The following is a 15,414-nucleotide window of genomic DNA, read 5'->3' on the forward strand; positions in this document are numbered from 1 at the left end:
AGAGGAACAAACATGCTGAAATTCACCGAAGAACATGAATGGCTGCAGATCGAGAACGGCGTCGCCACCGTGGGCATCACGACGCATGCCGCCGAACAGCTCGGCGACCTCGTCTTCGTCGAACTGCCCGAAGTCGGCGCGAGCTTCGAGAAGGGCGGCGACGCGGCGACGGTCGAATCCGTGAAGGCGGCCTCCGACGTCTATTGTCCGCTTGACGGAGAGATCGTCGAAATCAACGAGGCGATCACCGCCGATCCCTCGCTCGTCAACAGCGACCCGCAGGGTGCCGGCTGGTTCTTCAAGCTGAAGCTCGCCAATGCGGCCGATGCCGACAGCCTGCTGGACGAAGCCGCCTACAAGGAGCTTGTCGGCTGATGAACCTTCCCAAGGACTTCGCCTTTACCGATTACCAGCCCTACGATTTCGCCAACCGCCGCCATATCGGCCCCTCGCCGAAGGAGATGGAGGCGATGCTGAAGGTGATCGGCTATGACAGCCTCGATGCGCTGATCGACGATACCGTGCCGAAATCGATCCGCCAGACGAAGGCGCTCGAATGGGGTGCGGCGATGACCGAGCGCGAGGCGCTCGACAAGCTGCGCGAGACCGCCAACCGCAACAAGAAGTTCGTCTCGCTGATCGGCCAGGGCTACTATGGCACGATCACGCCGCCGGTCATCCAGCGCAACATCCTGGAAAACCCGGCCTGGTACACCGCCTACACGCCCTATCAGCCGGAAATCAGCCAGGGACGCCTCGAGGCGCTCCTGAACTACCAGACCATGGTCTGCGACCTGACCGGCCTCGACGTGGCGAATGCCTCGCTGCTCGACGAGGCGACGGCGGCGGCCGAAGCCATGGCCATGGCGCAGCGCGTGGCGAAGTCCAAGGCGACCGCGTTCTTCGTCGACGAGAACTGCCACCCGCAGACGATCGCGCTCCTCAAGACCCGTGCCGAGCCGCTCGGCTGGCAGATCATCGTCGGCGACCCCTTCACCGATCTCGATCCCGTCGACGTCTTCGGCGCGATCTTCCAGTATCCCGGCACCTATGGCCATGTGCGTGACTTCACCGGCCTGAACGCGCGCCTGCACCAGACCGGCGCGATCGCCGTCATGGCGGCCGACCCGCTGGCGCTGGCGCTGCTCAAGTCGCCCGGCGACATGGATGCCGACATCGCCATCGGCTGCACGCAACGCTTCGGCGTCCCCGTCGGCTATGGCGGGCCGCATGCGGCCTATATGGCGGTGAAGGATGCCTACAAGCGTTCCATGCCGGGCCGCCTCGTCGGCGTCTCCATCGACGCGCGCGGCAACCGTGCCTACCGCCTCTCCCTCCAGACCCGCGAACAGCACATCCGCCGCGAAAAGGCGACGTCGAACATCTGCACCGCGCAGGTGCTGCTCGCCGTCATGGCCTCGATGTATGCCGTCTTCCACGGTCCGCAGGGCCTGAAGGCGATTGCCCAGAGCGTTCACCAGAAGACGGTGCGCCTCGCCAAGGGCCTGGAAAAGCTCGGCTTCACCGTCGAGCCCGACATGTTCTTCGACACGATCACCGTCCATGTCGGCAAGCTGCAGGGCATCATCCTGAAGACGGCGGTGGCGGAAGAGGTGAACCTGCGCAAGATCGGCAACGACCGCATCGGCATCAGCCTCGACGAACGTTCGCGCCCCGTCACGCTGGAAGCCGTCTGGCGGGCCTTCGGCGGCGACTTCGAGGTCTCGGAGTTCGAGCCGGATTACCGCCTGCCGGGCGATCTGCTGCGCACCAGCGAATACCTGACGCATCCGATCTTCCACATGAACCGCGCCGAAACCGAGATGACGCGCTATATCCGCCGTCTCTCCGACCGCGACCTCGCGCTCGACCGCGCGATGATTCCGCTCGGCTCGTGCACGATGAAGCTCAATGCGACGGCGGAAATGCTGCCGATCACCTGGCCGGAGTTCTCCGAAATCCATCCCTTCGTGCCGGCCGACCAGGCGCAGGGATACCGGCATCTCATCGAGGACCTGTCGCAGAAGCTCTGCGACATCACCGGTTACGATGCCGTCTCCATGCAGCCGAATTCCGGTGCGCAGGGCGAATATGCGGGACTGCTGACGATCCGTGCCTATCACCTCGCCAACGGCGACACACATCGCGACGTGTGCCTCATCCCGACCTCAGCGCATGGCACCAATCCAGCCTCCGCGCAGATGGCCGGCATGAAGGTCGTCGTCGTGAAAGTGTCCGAGAACGGCGATATCGATATGGAGGATTTCCGAGCGAAAGCAGAGCAGTACGCGCAAAACCTCTCGTGCTGCATGATCACGTATCCGTCGACCCACGGCGTGTTCGAGGAGAATGTGCGGGAGATCTGCGACATCGTGCACAGCCATGGCGGCCAGGTCTATATCGACGGCGCCAACATGAACGCCATGGTGGGCCTCGCCCGCCCCGGCGATATCGGCGGCGATGTCTCGCATCTCAACCTGCACAAGACCTTCTGCATTCCGCATGGCGGCGGCGGCCCGGGCATGGGACCGATCGGCGTGAAGGCCCATCTGGCGCCCTACCTGCCGGAAAGCCCGCTGACGGGCGAAGCCGGCGCGGTTTCGGCCGCGCCCTTCGGCTCGGCCTCGATCCTGCCGATCTCCTGGAGCTACTGCCTGATGATGGGCGGCGCCGGGCTGACGCAGGCGACGAAGGTGGCGATCCTCAATGCCAACTACATCGCCGCCCGTCTCAAGGGCGCCTATGACGTGCTCTACAAGTCCGCCAAGGGCCGTGTGGCGCATGAATGCATCATCGACACGCGCCCGCTGGTCGACAGCGCGGGCGTCACCGTCGATGACGTGGCCAAGCGCCTGATCGATTGCGGCTTCCACGCGCCGACCATGAGCTGGCCCGTCGCGGGCACCCTGATGATCGAGCCGACCGAATCGGAGACGAAGGCCGAGATCGACCGCTTCTGCGATGCGATGCTGGCGATCCGCGAAGAGGCCCGCGCCATCGAGGAGGGCCGGATGGACAGGGCCAACAATCCGCTGAAAAACGCGCCGCACACGGTGGAAGACCTCGTCGGCGAATGGGATCGCCCCTATTCGCGCGAGCAGGCCTGCTATCCGCCGGGCGCCTTCCGCGTCGACAAGTACTGGTCGCCGGTCAACCGCGTCGACAATGTCTATGGCGACCGCAATCTCGTCTGCTCCTGCCCGCCGCTGGAGGACTACGCGGACGCGGCGGAATAGCCCGCCAAACGCATTCGAACCCCGGCCGATCGATCGGCCGGGGTTTTCCGTTTCGGGCAGGGAAAGGTCAGGGCGAGACGGCGACGTCCACCCAGAAACGCGTAAAACCTTCCGCGAACTCGCGGTAGCCGCTCAGCGTCGAGGGTTTCACGGCATAGGCATTGGCGCCGCTTTCATAGGCGCGGTTGATGTCGGTCATACTCGACGAAGAGGACAACATGATGACGGGCGTGACCGCCGTGCGCGGCTGGCTGCGCAGCCGCTTCAGGAGATCGACGCCGCTGGTGCCGGGCATGTTGATGTCGAGCAGGATATAGTCGAAGACCTCGGCATCGAGACGGTCGCTTGCCGCCTTCGCATCCGAGACATGGGTAATATCGAGCGTGCTGCCGGCGTCGCTGAAGGCGCGCAGCACGAAACGCACATCCACGGGATCGTCATCGACGACGATCATCTTCCTCGCCAGGCCTCCCACGATCGTTCCCCCTTGGCTTCGCGGTTTGCGGAAACGTCACGACGAAGCGTGCGCCCGGACCATAGGTCGTGTCAAGGGTGATCAGGCCGTTGTGGCTTTCCGCGATCCGGCGCGTCAGCGCCAGGCCGATGCCGGTGCCCTGGTAGACGGCTTCGTTGCGGTGCAGCCGCTGGAAGACTTCGAAGATGCGGTCGACATGCTGCGGATCGATGCCGATGCCCTCGTCCTCCACGACGAAATCGAGCCCCGCCTCGTTTTCCCGGCAGTAGACGCGCACGACCGGCGCGCATTCGGGGCGGCGGTATTTCAATGCATTGCCGATGAGATTCTGCGCGAGGCGCTTCAGGAGTTCGCGGTCACCCATGACCGCGGGCATGTCGGCGACTTCCACGGTTCCACCGCTTTCCCGCACGTGGCTTTCGAGCAGCGCCAGCGCATCGTGCACCACGCCGGACAGGTCCACCGGCTTGGGCGCGGCGATGCGATAGGCGATCTGCGAATATTCCAGCAGGCTGTCGATGATGCGCCGCATGCGCGCCGCGCTCTTGCGCACATGATCGGCGTAATGCGGCAGCTCGGCGAATTCCCCGCGATGCAGGTCCTCCGAAATCATCTCCGCGAACATGGAAAGATGGCGCAGCGGCGCCTTGAGATCGTGCGAGACCGTGGCGGTGAACTGGTCGAGCGCCTCGTTCTTGCGGCGCAGCTCGTCCGCCTGCGCTTCCACCCGGGCCTGCTGCCGCTTCGCCTCGGTGATGTCGCGGCCGACCGCCACCACCTCGCAGACGCCGTCGTCGTCGAAGGTCGCGACCGCCGTCCAGAGCATCCAGTCTTGCTGGCCATCGGCGCCCTGCGTGCAGATCTCCCGCGTCCTGACCGGCTGTTCCGGGGTATAACCTGCGATATCGATCAGGGCGGCCGTCTGCTCGGGCGCACAGGCGACATCGCGCAGGCAGGCCCCGATCAGCGCATCGGCGGTCGCGCCGACATGCTGCGCGTAGCTGTCATTGGCGAAGAGGATGGAAAGGTTGCGGTCGAACCGCACGATCATGTCGGGCAGGATCTGCAGCAGCGAGAAGTATTCGCGCCGCTTTTCCTCCAGCGCCGCCTCCGTGCGCTTGAGTTCCGTCACGTCGATGCGCAGCGCGACGATATCGCCGGTCTCCGCCACATGGCTTTCGGCGCGAAGCCAGCGGTCGTCGCCGAAGCTGAAGACATCGCCGCCGCTGCCCGCGCTGCGGTGGCTGGCCAGACGCTCGCGCACCATCGCCTCGGCCTCCGGCGTGCCCTCGCGGATGCCCGGGAACATGCCGGCGCGAACATTGGCGCGCACGATGCTCTCGAAGGTCGCGCCGACGCGCACGGCCTCGCGCGCCCTGCCGCAGCGCTCGCGATAGGAGCGATTGAACAGGACGAGCCGCTCGTGCCGGTCGAAGATGGCAAAGCCTTCCTCCATCGTGTCGAGCGCGGAGGCGATGCGCTGGCCAAGCAGGATCTGCTCGCCGTGGCTGCCGCCGCTGAGCAGGCTGCGCAGGAGAAGCGCGTAACGCGGGCCGTCCGTCTCGCCGGGCAGCGCAATGACATGGGCCGTGGCTTCGAGCCCGGCATTCCTGTCGACCTTGAAGAGGAAGGGATGGGCGTTCTCCCGCCCGCCGGCTGCATGACGTGCGAGCGTATCGGCAATGGCGGGGTCATCTATGACCGGCGAGCCCGGCGCGCTTGCATGGCCCGCGACCCGGCCGAAGACGCGGGCGGCCGCATCGTTGCAGGACAGGACGCACGCCTGCGCGTCGACGATCAGAACGGGAAACGGCAAATCCTGGTAAAGTGCGGCGGCAAAATCCATCATCGCCCGCCCTCCTTCGCGCTCAGGCCGGCATCAGGCCCTTCGCCGGCTGCGGGAGCCTAGGCAAAACGGCGGACGAAGAAAAGATGCAGGCAGGGCGTTTTTGCAGGTCAGGCGCGCACGGTGGGCTGGCCGGCGGCCGCCAGCGCGGCAAGGTCGGCGGGCTTCAGCTCGACCGATTCGCCGCAGCCGCAGGCGGAGGTCTGGTTGGGATTGTGGAAGGTGAAACCGGAGCGCAGGGTCGTCACCTCGAAATCCATCTCGGTGCCGAGCAGGTAGAGCACGGCCTCCGGCGCCACCCAGACGCGGGCGCCGTTCTTTTCGATCAGGTCGTCCTTGGCATTGGGTTCGGTGACGAGGTCGATGGAATATTCCATGCCCGCGCAACCACCCTTCTTGATGCCGACGCGAATGCCCGAAGCGCCGTCGCCGGCATTGTCGACGATGGCTTTCACCCGGTCCGCCGCCGCATCCGTGAGGGTCATAACTGCAAAGGCCATGGTCATTTCTCCTTCGGCCTGACGGGTTCAAGGCCCGACGGTTCCGACTCTGAATCTAGTGCCGCCGGCCGCCGCGATCAATAGCGGAGCGCCGCACGGCCTCGCCCTCAATACCAGCCGACGGCCACCTGCGCCTCTTCCGACATGCGGTCGGGCGTCCACGGCGGATCGAAGGTCATGGAAACCTCCACGCCGGACACGCCTTCGACGGCGCCCACGGCGTTTTCCACCCAGCCCGGCATTTCGCCGGCAACGGGGCAACCCGGCGCCGTCAGCGTCATGTCGATCTTGACCATGCGGTCGTCTTCGATGTCGATCTTGTAGATCAGGCCGAGCTCGAAGATGTCTGCCGGGATTTCCGGATCATAGACCGTCTTCAGGGCGGCGATGACATCGTCCGACAGGCGCGCCAGCTCATCGGCCGGAATGGCCGAATGCACGATGCCTTCACGGACGTCGATCTTGTCTTCGGTTGCGTCGAGGGACATGTTCCACCTCCTCAGGCGAAGAATTTGCGAGCATGGTCGAGCGCGTCGGCCAGGGCATCGACTTCGGCGCGCGTGTTGTAAAGGCCGAACGATGCCCGGCATGTGGAGGTCACGCCGAAGCGTTTCAAGAGCGGCTGCGCACAATGGGTGCCGGCGCGCACCGCAACCCCTGCCCGGTCGATGACCATGGAGACGTCGTGGGCGTGGATGCCTTCAAGCTCGAAGGAGAAGATCGAGCCCTTGCCGGGCGCCGTGCCGAAGATCTTCAGCGAATTGATCGCGGACAGCCGCTCATGGGCATAGTCGCGCAGATCCGCTTCATGCGCGGAAATCGCAGCGCGGCCGACGCTCTCCATATAGTCGAGCGCATAGCCGAGGCCGATCGCCTGCACGATGGGCGGCGTGCCGGCCTCGAAACGATGCGGCGGATCGTTGTAGGTGACGATATCCTCGGTGACGTCGACGATCATCTCGCCGCCGCCCTGGAAGGGACGCATCTCCTTCAAGCGGTCCATCTTGCCGTAGAGCACGCCGATGCCGGACGGGCCGTAGAGCTTGTGGCCGGTCATGACATACCAGTCGCAATCGATGTCGCGCACGTCGACCGGCATGTGCACCGCGCCCTGCGAGCCATCGACCAGGACCGGAATGCCGCGTTCGCGGGCGATACGGCAGATTTCCTTCACCGGCACGATCGTGCCCAGTGCATTGGACATATGCGTGATGGCGATGAGCTTGGTGCGCTCGGTGAGGCACTTCTCGAAGTCTTCGATGTGAAAGGCGCCCGCATCGTCCACCGGCGCCCAGACGAGCTTGGCGCCCTGCCGCTCGCGGATGAAATGCCACGGCACGATGTTGGAGTGGTGCTCCATGATCGACAGCACGATCTCGTCGCCTTCGCCGATCTTCGGCATCCCGTAACCGTAAGCGACGGTGTTGATCGCCTCGGTGGAGGATTTCGTGAAGACGATCTCGTCGACCGAGGAAGCGTTCAGAAAACGGCGAACCTTCTCGCGCGCCGCCTCATAGGCGTCGGTCGCCGCATTCGACAGAAAGTGAAGACCGCGATGCACGTTGGCATATTCGTTCGAGTAAGCGTTGGAGATCGCGTCGATCACCGACTGCGGCTTCTGCGCGGAGGCGCCGTTGTCGAGATAGACCAGCGGCTTGCCATAGACCGTCTTCGACAGGATCGGGAAATCCTTGCGGATCGCCTCGACATCATAGGTCTTTGCCGGCACATGTTCCATCTCGATGATCCTTGCTTAAGCAATCCCGCAGGCAAGGGATGCCTGCCGGGATTGCCCAGGGTTACGCGTGCTTTTCGAGCCAGGCGGCGATCACGCCTTCCAGGGCTTCGACCAGCGGCTCGTCTTCCAGCTCCTCGACGATCTCGGCGACGAAGGCGTTGACCAGCATGGCGCGTGCCTTGTTTTCCGGGATGCCGCGCGCCATCAGGTAATAGAGCTGCGTGTGGTCGATATCGATCACGGTCGCGCCGTGGCCGCACTGCACGTCGTCGGCGAAGATTTCCAGCTCCGGCTTGGCCGAGAAGTCGGCCTCGTCGGACAGGAGCAGCGTGTTGCACGACATCTTCGCATCGGTCTTCTGGGCATCGGGCGCCACACGGATCTGGCCCTGGAAGACGCCCTTGGCGCGATCGAAGATCACGTTGCGGATGACTTCCGTGGATGTCGTGTTCGGCACGTCGTGGCCGACCGTGAAGGTCACGTCATTGTGCGTCTCTCCGCCCAGCAGGTTGATGCCGCGCAGCACGAGATCAGAACCCTCGCCCGACACCACGACATGGATTTCCTGCCGCACGAGCTTGCCGCCAGCATTGATCACGTAGAGGCGAAGCTTCGCGTCGGTGCCCAGCGTGATGCGGATCTGGCCGAGATGGGTATCGGCTGCGCCCTGCGCCTGGAGAATGATCCAGGTGACCTCCGCGCCATCCGAAAGCGTGATGTCGCTGACGGTCGTGACGAAAGCGGCGTTCTCGCCGGTCGCCACATGACGCTCGATCACGGTCGCCTTGGAATTGGCGCCGAAGGTCGCCGGGAAACGCGTATGCGTCTGACCGGCATTCTGCGTCGTCTGGATTTCGACGGGGTTCTCAAGTTCGGCACCGGCAGGAATGTCGAGCACGAAACCGTCGCGCACGAAGGCGCCGTTGAGGCGGCCGATCGTGTCGTCGCCATCGCGGGCAACGAGGCCGGCGGCGGCGGAGCCGTCGATGAGGGCATCCGCAAAGCGGGTCACTGACACGCCATCAGCGGACGCCCGCTTGTCGGCGACGCCGTTGACGACCGACAGCACGTTTGCGCCCTCGACGAGCGGCTCGATCCGGTCGGCGGAAGCCGCGGGATCGAAGGCCGGAACGGCGCGCAGCAAAGCCTTGAGGTCGGTGTAATGCCACGCCTCGATGCGGCGCGTCGGAAGGCCGGCTTCCTTGAAATCGCTGATCAGCACATCGCGCGCCGCCAGCACGGCGCCATCGCCCGGCAGTTCGCCGATGGCCTGGTCATAGGCGGCGCACAGCGCCGTTTCGGCGACGGAAAGCGTCTTGCCTGTCTGCATGTTCATGAGATCACTCCTTCGCCATGCTTCAGGCAGCAGCCCCGATGATGTCGGCATAGCCGTTCGCTTCCAGCTCATGCGCCAGCGTCTTGTCGCCGGACTTGATGACCTGGCCCTTGTAGAGGACATGGACCGTATCGGGAACGATATAGTCGAGCAGGCGCTGGTAGTGGGTGATGACGATAACGGCCCGGTCGGGCGAACGCAGCGCGTTGACGCCGTCGGCCACGATCTTCAGCGCGTCGATGTCGAGGCCGGAATCGGTCTCGTCGAGAACACACAGCTTCGGCTCCAGCAGCGACATCTGCAGGATTTCGGCGCGCTTCTTCTCACCGCCGGAGAAGCCGACATTGAGCGGACGGCGCAGCATTTCCGGCGCAATCTTGAGTTCGGCAGCGGCTTCCTTGACGCGGCGCATGAAGTCCGGCGTCGTCAGCTCGTCCTCGCCGCGCGCCTTGCGCTGCTCGTTCATCGCGACCTTGAGGAACTGCATGGTGGCGACGCCAGGGATTTCGACCGGATACTGGAAGGCCAGGAAGATGCCCTTGGAGGCGCGCTCGGCCGGGTCGAGTTCCAGAATGCTCTCGCCGTTGTAGAGGATGTCGCCCTCGGTGACTTCATAGTCCTCGCGGCCGGACAGGATATAGGAGAGCGTCGACTTGCCGGAGCCGTTCGGCCCCATGATGGCCGCGACTTCGCCGGCCTTCACGGTAAGGTTCAGGCCGCGGATGATCTCGGTGCCGTCTTCGGCGATGCGGGCGTGCAGGTTCTTGATTTCAAGCATGGACATATCCTTTTCGGACGAATTCGTGGTGTGGCGCGCGGATCTCGCGCGCCTGAACTTCAATGAATGGAGGTCAGCCGACCGAGCCTTCCAGCGAAATCCCGATGAGCTTCTGCGCCTCGACGGCGAATTCCATCGGCAGTTCCTGGATGACTTCCTTGACGAAGCCGTTGACGATGAGGGCAATGGCCGCTTCCGTGGGGATGCCGCGCTGCAGGCAGTAGAACAGCTGGTCCTCGGAGATCTTCGAGGTGGTCGCTTCGTGCTCGAACTGCGCCGTCGCGTTCTTCGCCTCGATATAGGGCACGGTATGCGCGCCGCACTTGTCGCCGATCAGGAGCGAGTCGCACTGGGTGAAGTTGCGCGCGTTCTCCGCCTTGCGGTGGGCCGAGACCTGGCCGCGATAGGTGTTGTTGGAGAAACCGGCGGAAATGCCCTTGGAGACGATGCGGCTCGACGTGTTCTTGCCGAGATGGATCATCTTGGTGCCCGAGTCGATCTGCTGATGGCCGTTGGAAACGGCAATCGAGTAGAACTCGCCGCGCGAGCCATCGCCGCGCAGGATGCAGGACGGGTACTTCCAGGTGATGGCGGAGCCGGTCTCGACCTGCGTCCACGAGATCTTGGAATTCTTGCCCCGGCAATCGCCGCGCTTGGTGACGAAGTTGTAGATGCCGCCCTTGCCGTCCTTGTCGCCCGGATACCAGTTCTGGACGGTGGAATACTTGATTTCGGCATCATCCAGCGCGACCAGCTCGACGACGGCGGCGTGCAGCTGGTTTTCGTCGCGCTGCGGCGCGGTGCAGCCTTCGAGATAGGAGACGTAGGCGCCCTCTTCCGCGATGATCAGCGTGCGCTCGAACTGGCCGGTGTTCTTCTCGTTGATGCGGAAATACGTCGACAGTTCCATCGGGCAACGAACACCCTTGGGCACGAAGACGAAGGACCCATCCGTAAAGACGGCTGAGTTGAGCGTCGCATAGAAGTTGTCGGTCGTCGGTACGACGGTGCCGAGATACTTCTTCACGAGATCGGGATACTCACGGATGGCTTCGGAGATCGACATGAAGATCACGCCGGCCTTCTTCAGCTCTTCCTTGAAGGTCGTGACGACCGAGACCGAATCGAAGACGGCATCGACGGCGATCTTCGACGTCTGCACGCCAGCCAGGATTTCCTGCTCACGCAACGGAATACCGAGCTTTTCGTACATCTTCAGAAGTTCCGGATCGACTTCGTCGATGGACTTCGGGCCGGTCTGATTCTTCGGCGCGGCATAATAATGGAGATCGTTGAAGTCGATCTTCGGATAATTGACGCGCGCCCAGGTGGGCTCTTCCAGCGTCAGCCAGCGGCGATAGGCCTCAAGACGCCATTCGAGCATCCATTCCGGCTCGTCCTTCTTCGCCGAGATGAAACGGATAATCTCCTCGGAAAGACCCTTCGGGGCCTTTTCCATTTCGATGTTCGTTTCGAAACCGTATTTGTACTGGTCGACGTCAATCTGACGGACCTGATCGATCGTTTCCTGCACCGCAGGCATGTCGTTCTCCAATCTTGCCGGATCCAAGGTCCGGCAGTTTGTCAACGTGTGGCGGTCTACCGCCGGTTATGTAAGGGCCAAAGGGCGCTTTTCACACCTTTTGGCAAGCAAAAACTTGCGTTCCCGCAAGTTTTGCCTCAGGCGGCACGCCGGCGCGACACGACGCGCGAGAATGCCGCCAGAAAGCGTTCCACATCCGCCATAGTCGAGCCCGGGCCAAGCGACACGCGAAGCCCGCCAAGCGCGGCATCGAAGCCCATCGCCGTCAGTACATGGCTCTGGCCGACCTTGCCGGACGAGCAGGCCGAACCGGCCGAAAGCGCGATCCCCTCCAGATCGAAGGCGATCTGGCCGGTTTCGGACTTCAGGCCCGGCAGGCTGAAGAACGAGGTGTTGGCCACACGCTCGACCTCCGCGCCGTGAATGATCACGTCGTTGGTCGCCGCGCGCATGCCCTTTTCAAGCGCATCGCGAAGGCCGGCAATGCGGCTGTTGCGCACGGCGGGCTCATCGGCGGCACTGCGCGCGGCAGCGGCAAAACCGGCAAGCGCCGCCGGGTTCTCCGTGCCGGAACGATGCCCCTTTTCCTGGCCGCCGCCGCGGATCAGCGGCACCGGCATCAGCACCTCGCCGCGCGAGACGAGCGCGCCAGCGCCCTTGGGACCGCCGAGCTTGTGCGAGGACAGGATCAGGAAATCGGCATCCAGCGCCTCGATGTCCACGGGCATGCGGCCGACGGCCTGAACCGCATCGACGACGAGCAGGCCGCCATGGCGCCGAACGATCTCCGCCACGGCCTTCACCGGCTGGACGATGCCGGTCTCGTTGTTGGCAAGCATGACGGCGACCATCGGCAGGCCGCTTGCCTTGTCGTGGTTCTGCAGCAATGTCTCGAGCGCATCGAGATCCACGACACCGGCGGGTGTCACTGGGATGCTCGTCACGGCCTCGCGGGAAAAGCGGCCGCCTTCGCGGATCGCGGGATGCTCGATCTCGCTTGCATAGAGATGGCCGATGGCGAGCGGCGTGCGCCCCATGCGATAATTCGGCGTGAGGACGAGGTTCGCCGCCTCGGTCGCGCCGCTCGTGAAGATGACATGGGCCGGCGCGGCATTGACGAGCGCTGCCACGTCCCGGCGCGCGGCTTCCACGAGCATGCGTAGCGCCCGGCCCTCGCCGTGCACGGAAGACGGATTGCCAACCAGATCGAGCGCCGCGACAAAGGCATCACGCGCCTCCGGCAGCAAGGGCGCCGTCGCGTTCCAGTCCAGATATGTGCGCTCGGTTCTGGTCATTCTTTATCCGTGCCCGGCAATCAAGGTCCATGCGCGTGCATTTTTCTTGAAATTTCCGTCGGGCTTGCCTTATGACACCAAACTCACGGCGCCAACCTGGCGCCCTACAGTTTCGAATGGTTCTAAACTAGGTTCTAGAAAAGCTGACTGCTTTCGTCAAGACTTCAGTTGACAAGAATCCGTTTTCGGACCCGAGCTTGCCGGAGTAAGAATGCCCGAAATCATCTTCAACGGACCCGCCGGTCGCCTTGAAGGCCGTTACCAGCCGTCCAAGCAGAAGAACGCCCCGATCGCCATCGTGCTGCACCCGCATCCGCAGTTCGGCGGCACGATGAACAACCAGATCGTCTACCAGCTGTTCTACATGTTCCAGAAGCGCGGCTTCACAACGCTGCGCTTCAATTTCCGCGGCATCGGCCGCAGCCAGGGCGAATTCGACCATGGCGCGGGCGAACTGTCGGATGCAGCGTCGGCACTCGACTGGGTGCAGAGCCTGCATCCCGATTCCAAGAGCTGCTGGGTCGCCGGCTATTCCTTCGGTGCGTGGATCGGCATGCAGCTCCTGATGCGCCGCCCGGAAATCGAAGGTTTCATGTCGATCGCCCCGCAGCCGAACACCTACGACTTCTCGTTCCTCGCCCCCTGCCCGTCGTCCGGCCTCATCATCAACGGTGAAGCGGACAAGGTTGCACCGGAAAAGGACGTCAACGGCCTCGTGGAGAAGCTGAAGACGCAGAAGGGCATCCTCATCACGCACAAGACCGTGCCGGGCGCCAACCACTTCTTCAACGGCCAGACGGAAACGCTGATGGCCGAATGCGAGGATTACCTCGACCGCCGCCTCGCCGGCGAACTGACACCGGAACCGGCCGCCAAGCGCATCCGCTGAGCGGCCGACAGGTGCACAGACAAAAGCCCGATGCTTCGCCATCGGGCTTTTTTGTTGGGCGCCTAGTTGGAGGTGCGCACGATTTCCAGGACGACGGAGGGCGGCTCGGCTTCCCGCACGCAATCGCGTCCGGCGCTCTTGGCGGCGTAAAGCGCATCATCCGCCCGGCGCATGGCAAAGCGCGGAAGTTCCCGCTCTCCGAGTTCCGCAACCCCGAAGCTTGCCGTGATGCGCAGATGCGGCGGCAGGCCTGGCACGGGCGAGAGCGCGCGTGTCGCTCGCAATGCCTGCGCAAACAGCATGGCCGCGTCCCTGCCCGTATGCGGCAGGAAGAGCGCGAACTCCTCGCCGCCGATGCGTGCGACGAGGGCATCCTTCGGTGCCGCCGCCGCCAGCATCTCGCCGAAAGCCCGCAGCGCGGCGTCGCCGCCCGAGTGGCCGTAGGTGTCGTTGACCGCCTTGAAATGATCGAGATCGCACAGGATCAGGCTGTGCACGCCGCGCTTCGCCATGAGGGCCTGGAACCGGTTGTCGAAACCGCGCCGGTTGAGGAGGCCGGTCAGCGCATCCATCTCGGCATTGACCTTCTCGCGCGACGGTGCGGGGCGTAATGCTAGGCGCTGACCGCGAAGAAAATATTAACCGCGGTCTACAGATTTGTGGAGGACCCCGCCCGTCACCGCGGCCTTCACGCCCGTCGTCGCGGGAAAGGTGAGCGGCAGGCCGGCAAGCGACCGCACCGCCAGATAGGCCCAGGCCTCCGCCTCCATGCTGTCTCCGTCGAGCCCCAGCGCCTCCGCAGCGACGACCTCGGCCTCCTCCCGTTCGGCAAGCGCGGCAAGGTCCTCCATGATGACCCTGTTCAGCCGGCCGCCACCGCAGATCACGTAAAGCGCGGGACGTTCCGGCAGATGACGCGCGGAGCACAGGATCGCCGCCGCCGTGACATGGGCGAGCGTGCGTGCGCCGTCCTCGAGGTTCGCGTCGGTGTCCGACGGCGGGCGGAAATCGTTGCGGTCGAGCGAGCGGCGCACCGGATCGCTGAAGAAGGGAAGATCAAGATAGCGCGCCGCAAGCGCGGGATCGATACGGCCCTTGGACGCGATAGAGCCGCCGTCATCGAAGGCGATGCCGGCGCGCGCTTCGACCCACTGGTCGATCAGCGTATTTCCCGGTCCGGAATCGTAGGCGACGATCTCTCCGCCGCTGCCGATGAAGGTGATGTTGGAGATGCCGCCGATATTGACGAAGACGACGGCCTTGCCGCGCGCATTGGCGTGGCTTGCGGCGAGTGCGGCATGATAGGCCGGAACCAGCGGCGCGCCCTGCCCGCCATGCACCATGTCATTGGCGCGCATGTCGCAGACGACCGCGATGCCGGTCTCGGCGGCCAGCAGTCCGCCATTGCCGAGCTGTACGGTCAGGCCGTCATCCGGCCGATGCAGCACGGTCTGGCCGTGAAAGCCGATGACATCGATATCGGCGGCGGACAGGTCGTTCTGTGCGAGGAACGCTTTCACGGCCGCGGCATGGCGCAGCGTCAGCTCCCGCTCGACCGCGGCCAGATCGCCCGGCCGGTCCCCGCGATCGCGGATCGTCCTGGCCGTTTCAAGCGCATCCTGCAGGCGAAGGCGGAAGGCGGCGTCATAGGCCTGCGCCATGGCGGGCCCACGCTCCACGCGCCCCTCCCCATCGGTGCGCAACAGAGCGACATCTATGCCGTCGAGGCTCGTTCCGCTCATGAGGCCGATGGCCGTTTTCACTGCTGTCATGCGTCC

At 64.2% G+C, this 15,414-nt stretch carries 14 protein-coding genes; 3 read left to right on the top strand and 11 right to left on the bottom strand.

Translation table 11 applies throughout. The features are described 5' to 3' along the window. The first annotated feature begins 12 nt into the window (after window positions 1-12). A complete protein-coding gene (gene gcvH / locus GR158_RS20885) occupies window positions 13-375 on the top strand; it encodes a glycine cleavage system protein GcvH (RefSeq protein WP_160872439.1) in 363 nt (120 codons plus the stop codon). Further along, entirely contained in the window at window positions 375-3,236 is a 2,862-nt protein-coding gene (gene gcvP, locus GR158_RS20890) for an aminomethyl-transferring glycine dehydrogenase (protein WP_160872440.1), read from the top strand. The genes gcvH and gcvP overlap by 1 nt, the downstream gene beginning before the upstream one ends. Before the next feature lie 67 nt (window positions 3,237-3,303). Here gcvP and GR158_RS20895 read toward each other — a convergent pair whose 3' ends face one another. From GR158_RS20895 to GR158_RS20935, 9 genes are all read right to left on the bottom strand, one after another. After that, complete coding sequence (locus GR158_RS20895) at window positions 3,304-3,690, bottom strand: response regulator (RefSeq protein ID WP_160872441.1); 387 nt, start codon at window positions 3,688-3,690, stop codon at window positions 3,304-3,306. Further along, entirely contained in the window at window positions 3,674-5,560 is a 1,887-nt protein-coding gene (locus tag GR158_RS20900; protein ID WP_160872442.1) for an ATP-binding protein, read from the bottom strand. Before GR158_RS20900 ends, GR158_RS20895 begins: the two co-directional genes overlap by 17 nt. A 107-nt stretch (window positions 5,561-5,667) precedes the next feature. Further along, window positions 5,668-6,057, bottom strand: a complete 390-nt coding sequence (sufA, locus tag GR158_RS20905; protein ID WP_134650773.1) for a Fe-S cluster assembly scaffold SufA — start codon at window positions 6,055-6,057, stop codon at window positions 5,668-5,670. 107 nt (window positions 6,058-6,164) lie between these two features. Beyond that, entirely contained in the window at window positions 6,165-6,545 is a 381-nt protein-coding gene (locus tag GR158_RS20910) for an SUF system Fe-S cluster assembly protein (RefSeq protein WP_134650774.1), read from the bottom strand. Between the two features lie 11 nt (window positions 6,546-6,556). After that, window positions 6,557-7,795: a cysteine desulfurase gene (locus tag GR158_RS20915; protein ID WP_160872443.1), complete on the bottom strand. Its 1,239-nt coding sequence runs from the start codon at window positions 7,793-7,795 to the stop codon at window positions 6,557-6,559. Between the two features lie 61 nt (window positions 7,796-7,856). Continuing rightward, the gene (gene sufD, locus GR158_RS20920; protein WP_160872444.1) at window positions 7,857-9,131 is read right to left on the bottom strand and encodes a Fe-S cluster assembly protein SufD; all 1,275 of its coding nucleotides are present in this window, start codon (window positions 9,129-9,131) and stop codon (window positions 7,857-7,859) included. 22 nt (window positions 9,132-9,153) lie between these two features. Continuing rightward, window positions 9,154-9,909, bottom strand: a complete 756-nt coding sequence (gene sufC, locus GR158_RS20925; RefSeq protein ID WP_119258299.1) for a Fe-S cluster assembly ATPase SufC — start codon at window positions 9,907-9,909, stop codon at window positions 9,154-9,156. Window positions 9,910-9,982: 73 nt separating this feature from the next. Further along, the gene (gene sufB / locus GR158_RS20930) at window positions 9,983-11,452 is read right to left on the bottom strand and encodes a Fe-S cluster assembly protein SufB (RefSeq protein ID WP_134650777.1); all 1,470 of its coding nucleotides are present in this window, start codon (window positions 11,450-11,452) and stop codon (window positions 9,983-9,985) included. A 137-nt stretch (window positions 11,453-11,589) separates the two neighbouring features. Further along, window positions 11,590-12,747, bottom strand: a complete 1,158-nt coding sequence (locus GR158_RS20935) for a cysteine desulfurase family protein (RefSeq protein ID WP_160872445.1) — start codon at window positions 12,745-12,747, stop codon at window positions 11,590-11,592. Window positions 12,748-12,958: 211 nt separating this feature from the next. On the opposite strand from GR158_RS20935, the gene GR158_RS20940 reads away from it, so the two are divergent. Then, entirely contained in the window at window positions 12,959-13,636 is a 678-nt protein-coding gene (locus GR158_RS20940; RefSeq protein ID WP_134650779.1) for an alpha/beta hydrolase, read from the top strand. A gap of 62 nt (window positions 13,637-13,698) precedes the next feature. Here GR158_RS20940 and GR158_RS20945 read toward each other — a convergent pair whose 3' ends face one another. After that, the gene (locus GR158_RS20945) at window positions 13,699-14,208 is read right to left on the bottom strand and encodes a GGDEF domain-containing protein (RefSeq protein WP_134650780.1); all 510 of its coding nucleotides are present in this window, start codon (window positions 14,206-14,208) and stop codon (window positions 13,699-13,701) included. Window positions 14,209-14,274: 66 nt separating this feature from the next. After that, on the bottom strand, window positions 14,275-15,408 hold the full coding sequence (locus GR158_RS20950) for an anhydro-N-acetylmuramic acid kinase (protein ID WP_160872446.1): 1,134 nt from the start codon (window positions 15,406-15,408) through the stop codon (window positions 14,275-14,277). Between the last annotated feature and the right edge of the window lie 6 nt (window positions 15,409-15,414).

Source organism: Shinella sp. AETb1-6 (genome assembly GCF_009826875.1).
GTDB lineage: Bacteria > Pseudomonadota > Alphaproteobacteria > Rhizobiales > Rhizobiaceae > Shinella > Shinella sumterensis.

Excerpts from the sequence above, each read along its gene's own strand:
- gcvH (WP_160872439.1), top strand. The coding sequence starts at position 13 with ATGCTGAAATTCACCGAAGAACATGAATGGCTGCAGATCGAGAACGGC.
- gcvP (WP_160872440.1), top strand. The coding sequence starts at position 375 with ATGAACCTTCCCAAGGACTTCGCCTTTACCGATTACCAGCCCTACGAT.
- GR158_RS20895 (WP_160872441.1), bottom strand. The coding sequence starts at position 3,690 with ATGATCGTCGTCGATGACGATCCCGTGGATGTGCGTTTCGTGCTGCGC.
- GR158_RS20900 (WP_160872442.1), bottom strand. The coding sequence starts at position 5,560 with ATGATGGATTTTGCCGCCGCACTTTACCAGGATTTGCCGTTTCCCGTT.
- sufA (WP_134650773.1), bottom strand. The coding sequence starts at position 6,057 with ATGGCCTTTGCAGTTATGACCCTCACGGATGCGGCGGCGGACCGGGTG.
- GR158_RS20910 (WP_134650774.1), bottom strand. The coding sequence starts at position 6,545 with ATGTCCCTCGACGCAACCGAAGACAAGATCGACGTCCGTGAAGGCATC.
- GR158_RS20915 (WP_160872443.1), bottom strand. The coding sequence starts at position 7,795 with ATGGAACATGTGCCGGCAAAGACCTATGATGTCGAGGCGATCCGCAAG.
- sufD (WP_160872444.1), bottom strand. The coding sequence starts at position 9,131 with ATGAACATGCAGACAGGCAAGACGCTTTCCGTCGCCGAAACGGCGCTG.
- sufC (WP_119258299.1), bottom strand. The coding sequence starts at position 9,909 with ATGCTTGAAATCAAGAACCTGCACGCCCGCATCGCCGAAGACGGCACC.
- sufB (WP_134650777.1), bottom strand. The coding sequence starts at position 11,452 with ATGCCTGCGGTGCAGGAAACGATCGATCAGGTCCGTCAGATTGACGTC.
- GR158_RS20935 (WP_160872445.1), bottom strand. The coding sequence starts at position 12,747 with ATGACCAGAACCGAGCGCACATATCTGGACTGGAACGCGACGGCGCCC.
- GR158_RS20940 (WP_134650779.1), top strand. The coding sequence starts at position 12,959 with ATGCCCGAAATCATCTTCAACGGACCCGCCGGTCGCCTTGAAGGCCGT.
- GR158_RS20945 (WP_134650780.1), bottom strand. The coding sequence starts at position 14,208 with ATGGATGCGCTGACCGGCCTCCTCAACCGGCGCGGTTTCGACAACCGG.
- GR158_RS20950 (WP_160872446.1), bottom strand. The coding sequence starts at position 15,408 with ATGACAGCAGTGAAAACGGCCATCGGCCTCATGAGCGGAACGAGCCTC.